Annotated in this window: 4 protein-coding genes and 1 pseudogene; 3 read left to right on the top strand and 2 right to left on the bottom strand. The window is 61.2% G+C overall.

Going from position 1 to position 5,395, the window contains the following annotated elements:
• A pseudogene (locus tag EN914_RS22805) lies at positions 1 to 318 on the bottom strand (HAD family hydrolase); the annotation flags it as partial.
• A gap of 164 nt (positions 319 to 482) precedes the next feature.
• Between EN914_RS22805 and EN914_RS22800 the strand changes: the two are divergent.
• From EN914_RS22800 to EN914_RS22790, 3 genes are all read left to right on the top strand, one after another.
• Positions 483 to 1,352: a transglutaminase family protein gene (locus EN914_RS22800; RefSeq protein WP_013529017.1), complete on the top strand. Its 870-nt coding sequence runs from the start codon at positions 483 to 485 to the stop codon at positions 1,350 to 1,352.
• A 523-nt stretch (positions 1,353 to 1,875) separates the two neighbouring features.
• The gene (locus tag EN914_RS22795; RefSeq protein ID WP_024504211.1) at positions 1,876 to 3,354 is read left to right on the top strand and encodes a TadE/TadG family type IV pilus assembly protein; all 1,479 of its coding nucleotides are present in this window, start codon (positions 1,876 to 1,878) and stop codon (positions 3,352 to 3,354) included.
• Between the two features lie 364 nt (positions 3,355 to 3,718).
• The gene (locus tag EN914_RS22790; protein ID WP_024504212.1) at positions 3,719 to 4,987 is read left to right on the top strand and encodes a cyclopropane-fatty-acyl-phospholipid synthase family protein; all 1,269 of its coding nucleotides are present in this window, start codon (positions 3,719 to 3,721) and stop codon (positions 4,985 to 4,987) included.
• Position 4,988: 1 nt separating this feature from the next.
• On the opposite strand, the gene EN914_RS22785 is transcribed toward EN914_RS22790, so the two are convergent.
• Positions 4,989 to 5,395: MOSC domain-containing protein (locus tag EN914_RS22785; protein ID WP_127389273.1), on the bottom strand; the 407-nt coding region annotated here is incomplete at its 5' end.

Below are 5,395 nucleotides of genomic sequence, written 5' to 3'. Positions count from 1 at the left end.
GGTTACGATCGCCCAGCGTTCGGGCGGCAGCGAATCGAGAAATGCCACGGCGCCGGCGATCTGGATAATGCCTTCGAGATCGGCCGCCTCGGCCTTCAGCAGCAGATCAGCCTCGTGTGCCGGGTCGACGCCCGGCAGTGCCAGGCCGGTGATGGTCTCGATCGCGCGTACGCCATGGATCGTCGGCAGGAAGGCGGCGACGTCGAGGCCCTGGCGACGTGCCCAATCGCTCCACACCCGTTCCGCCGAGGCGATGGAATTGATGAGCGTGCCGTCCATGTCGAAGAGGAAGGCCGCGAATTTTCTGCCTGAATACATGATTTTCCTTGAGTCCGGGGAGCGCTGGCGGGTTGCCGAACCTAACGTCTCGACCGCGGCAGGGGAAGACACGGGGTGGGCTTTTCGATCGGCCCAGGGAACCACGGTATCCTCCGGGCGTTTGGGAAGGACTGCTTCTCACAAGATCGAAGGGGGGACCAACGATGCTGATCCGGCTCGGCTATGAAATCGCCATCGAATGCGTAGCCGCCACGCCGGTGATTTCAGTGCTCGAGATCCATCGGGACAGGCAGGCTGATATCAAGCGGCAGACGCGGGTGCTGACCTCGCCCGCGGTGCCGACAAGGCTGTACCACGATCTGCATGGCAATGCCTGCCGGCGCTTCACAGCGCCCGCCGGTGGTTTTCGCATCCTGTACGACGCGGTCGTCGAGGACAGCGGCGAGACGGACGAGGTAAACACGCTGGCCAGGGAAGTGCCGGTGGCGGACCTGCCGGACGAAGTTCTCGGTTATCTCCTGGGCAGCCGCTATTGCGAGACGGATCATCTGAGCAGCCTGGCCTGGCAGCTCTTCGGCGACATTCCGTCCGGCTGGGCGCGCGTGCAGGCGATCGTCGACTATGTCCACAACCGGCTGTCGTTCGGCTATGGCTATGCGCGCTCGACCCGCACCGCGGCTCAGGCGCATGAGGAACGCGTCGGGGTCTGCCGCGACTTCGCTCATCTGGCGATCACGCTTTGCCGCTGCATGAATATTCCGGCACGCTATGTGAACGGCTATCTCGGTGATATCGGCGTGCCAGCCGATCCGGCGCCGATGGACTTTTCGGCGTGGCTGGAAGTGTTCCTCGACGGCAAATGGTACACGTTCGATCCTCGCCACAACACGCCAAGAATCGGCCGCATCGTCATCGCCCGCGGCCGCGACGCCACCGACGTGCCGCTGCTGCATAGTTTCGGCGCCCACCGGCTCAGCCTGTTCAAGGTATGGACCTATGAACAGGAAGGCAATCTGTTCAACCCGCCCTACCACGGTATCGACAGGACCGTCGGCGCACAGATGCTGGCCTAAAGGTATGTCGATTCAGGTGAGGCCGGTCTGCAAATGACGGCTTTCTGAGCTTCCGATGCTCACGGACCAAATGTCCGCTCCGCTCCGGTTCTCGAAAGCCATCATTTTCGACCTGGCCTTACCTGAATCTCAACACCCCTTGAGGCGCGGCCAAAAGCGGCCCTGGTTTTCAAACGTGATGGCGCTTTGGTCTTTCGACGGCCGGAGGCGTTGGATCCGATCATTTCGCGCCCTGCAGTCTCGGGACAACTGGCCCGCTTCGGCACACGGACCCTGTCCCGCAACAGGACGTCATCGGGATTCCGTGATTGCTTCGTCTTGAGCATGGTAACCGGCTCGTAAACGCAGCCGCGGCCGCGCCTTTCTGTTTACCAGTCATTCACCTTTGCGGAGCTTGAAGCCGAACAAAAATAATGACTTGGCGACAAGCGGCCGGCCTTCTACCAGCCAGCGGCGTCATCCGGCGGGAATCCTGCATTGCCCTGTCCGCGGCGACGAGGCCGAGGCGAATGGAGGCTGTAGGATGCGGAATTACGGGGGTCTTGTTCACGCGGTCGGCGGGTTCGCCAGGGATCGCGGTGGAAATTTCGCAATCCTGTTCGGCCTCAGCGCCTCGGTCTTGGCGCTGGCTGTTGGCTTCTCGGTCAACGTATCGCAGCTCTACAATGCCAGATCGAGCCTCCAAGGCGTCGTCGACGCCGCGGTCACATCGACGGCACGCGACCTAACGACCGGCGCCATCAAGGAAGCCGATGCCAACAAATCGGTGCAGGCCTTTCTCGACGCCAACAGCCAGGCAGGCATTCTGCAGGCCGACCAGATCGTGCTCGACAGGCTGATCGTCAACAGGACCGCCAAGACGGTCCAGGCTGACGCCCATGTCGATGTCGGGCTGTATTTCCCGATTTTTGGCACGGGCGACATGAAACGCGTCGCCGCCTCCACGACGGCGCTCTATTCGGACAAGACCGTTGAAGTGGCGATGATGCTCGACATAACGGGGTCGATGGCCAAGCGCGGCAAGGTCGACAAAATCGGCGATCTGAAAACAGCTGCAAAAAACGCCGTCCAGACGATGCTGCAGAAACAGGATCCGCAGAACCCCCGCATCCGCGTCGCGATTGTGCCTTACGCATCTGGCGTCAACGCCGGCAAGCTGGCGGAAAACATCTATGCCGAGAAGCAAAGCAGCTCTGAACTCCCACCCATCGCCGGCAGTCCGCTTGTCGTCGCTAAGACGGGCAAAAATCTGCTGCCGTCGTTCAGCGACTACATCTCCATTGTCGGCGCGGCGATGCCACGCCCCGACAATTGCGCCACCGAGCGCAAGGACAAGAACGGCAACGCGGATATGAGCGCCGACGGCCCGGATACTGTTCGCACCGACGGGAACGGCAAGAAATACTATGCCCTGGTCAACCGGGACGATCATCTCGGTGACGGGGACATGAACAGGTGTCCTGATGCGAAAGTGATCCCGCTGACCGCCGATTCCGATGCCTTGCTTGAATCGATCGAGGACTTCCGGGCCAATGGGTTTACGGCCGGCGCGATCGCCATTCAGTGGACCTATTATATGCTGTCGCCGCAATGGCGCACTGCGATCAGGAATGCCGGTCTTGGCAAGGGTGCCTCGGATGCCGATCCGAAGAAGATCGCCAAGGTCGCGATCCTGATGACCGATGGCCAGTTCAATACGGCCTTCGCCGGCGCTGGGGACAGCTACAACAGGCAGGGCAGCCTTGCGCGCGGCAACGCCGAAACGCTGTGCGACAACATGAAAAACGACGGCATCGAGATTTTCACCATCGGCTTCGATCTGGACGACAAGGATATGTCGACAACCGAGCGGGACCAAGCAAAGGCGGTGCTGAAGGATTGTTCGTCGAAAGATACCTCCGGCGCCAAGAGGCATTTCTTCGACGTGTCCACCGGAGCCGAATTGGACAACGCCTTTCAGGAAATCATTCGCAACACCGAAAAGGTCGCATTAACCCAGTAGTCTGGTCCGCAAACGGAAAAGGCCGCCGCTTCTTTCGAAGCTGGCGGCCTTCCGTGTTTCCGTCCGTGGCGCGGCCCATGGCGATGACCTATGAGGTCAGCCGCCGCGCATTTCGCGCCTTAACGGGAAGACTGCTTCCCGAAAGTGCAATCCGCTGAGGCCACGTTCTGGAAAACGAAATCACTCGACATCGGATCACCTCCTTTCGATTTGTTGAACACATACTCATGATGGGGTGCATTGCAGCAAAAGACAAGGTGCAGGTCTGAAATTAACCAACGGGCGGGCCTGGTGCGGGCCGGCTTGCGATTGCCAGGCCGACCGGGCAAGCTTCTGCCCCGGAGCCAGCATTCGGAGGAATCGCATGGAGGCAGCCGAAAAGGCCGCTCGCATCGTTCGGACGGTGATCGAAACATTGAAGCCGGGTTTTGCGGTCAGGCTGTGGACCGGGGAGCGGATCGGCCCCGCCACTGGTCCGGTGCTCACCATCAACGACCAGGACATCGTCTGGCAGATCGTGAAGCGACCGTCCCTGTCGACGCTGATCGAGATGTGGATTTCCAGGACGATCGACATCGAAGACGGGACGATCTTCGATTTTTATGCCCTGCCGTCGCAAGGCAAGCTCAGAACCAAGCTCAAGTCGCTGCCGAAAATGGCGATCCTGCGCGACCTGCCTTCCGTGCTTTTGGCACGCAAGCAGATGAGCGCGCGGACCGATCTGTCGGGGCGCAATCCCTATGTCAGCGGTTCGAGCCAGGAGGCGATCCAGCATCACTATGACATCTCGAACGCCTTCTACCGGCTCTTTCTCGACGAGCGCATGGTCTATAGCTGCGGCTATTTCAAGGATTTCGCCAATGGCATCGACGAGGCGCAGGTCGACAAGCTCGACCACATCTGCCGCAAGCTCCGGCTGAAACCGGGCGAACGACTGCTCGACATCGGCTGCGGCTGGGGCGCCATGCTGATCCATGCGGCGAAGAACTACGGCGTCGTCGGCCACGGTGTGTCGCTGTCGCAGGCGCAGACCGAGCTGGCCCGCGAACGCATTCGCGCCGAGGGGCTGGAGGACCGCATCACCATTGAGATCAAATCCTATGCGGAACTCACCGGCAGCTTCGACAAGATCTCGTCGATCGGCATGTTCGAACATCTCGGGCTCGCCAACCATGCGACTTATTTCAAGACCATTCATCGCCTGCTGAAGCCGGGCGGCATCTATCTGCACCACGCCATCACCCGGCGCAGCAAGGGCGACATCAAGAAGACCTTGCGCAAGGGGCCGGAGTTCAAGGCGCTGCTCAAATATATCTTTCCCGGCGGCGAACTCGACACCATCGGCATGACAACAGGCAATCTCGAGGCGCATGGTTTTCTCGTCTACGATGTCGAGAACCTGCGCGAGCACTATGCCCGCACCTGCAGGCTGTGGGCCGAGCGGCTGCAGGCCCGCTTCGATGAGGCAATCGCCGAGGTGGGCGAGGCCAGGGCGCGGCTATGGCTGCTTTACCTGACGGGCTGTTCGATCACCTTCGAGCGCGCATCGGCACAGATTTTCCAGACCGTCGTCACCAAGCGCGCGCGCGGTCCAAGCGGCCTGCCGCCGACACGGGCGGATCTGTATCGATAGCTTACAGGAAGCGCATCGCGTCGCCGACTTCGACGCGCGCCGGCCTGTCGACCGTGCAATAGACGCCGAGGTTATGGGCGTTGTGACGGACCAGGTTGCGCAGGATCGCCGGATCATGGTCGAAGCCATCCTGGGCGACGATGGTGAAACCGCAGCGGCGGCAGGGTTCCGAGATGGTCAGCAGGAGATCGCCGACGGCAAGCTTGCGGCCGATCCATTCCGTTTCGGGAAACGAGCCTTCGATGGCCGCCATGTCGACAACGATGTTGGGGCGGAAGCGGCGCGGGTCGGCGACCCCTTCCGGGTGCAATGCTTTCAGGCGTGCCAGCGAAGCCGTGGTCAATAGATGAATCGGCGCCTTGCGGTAGCGCTCCGCGGTCAGCGGGCCGGCATAGTCAGGCCCGGTAT

This window comes from Mesorhizobium sp. M7A.F.Ca.CA.001.08.2.1 (genome assembly GCF_003998455.1).
Classification (GTDB): domain Bacteria; phylum Pseudomonadota; class Alphaproteobacteria; order Rhizobiales; family Rhizobiaceae; genus Mesorhizobium; species Mesorhizobium ciceri.
Note: the sequence above shows the minus strand (reverse complement) of the source record. Positions and strands in the feature narration are given on the sequence as shown.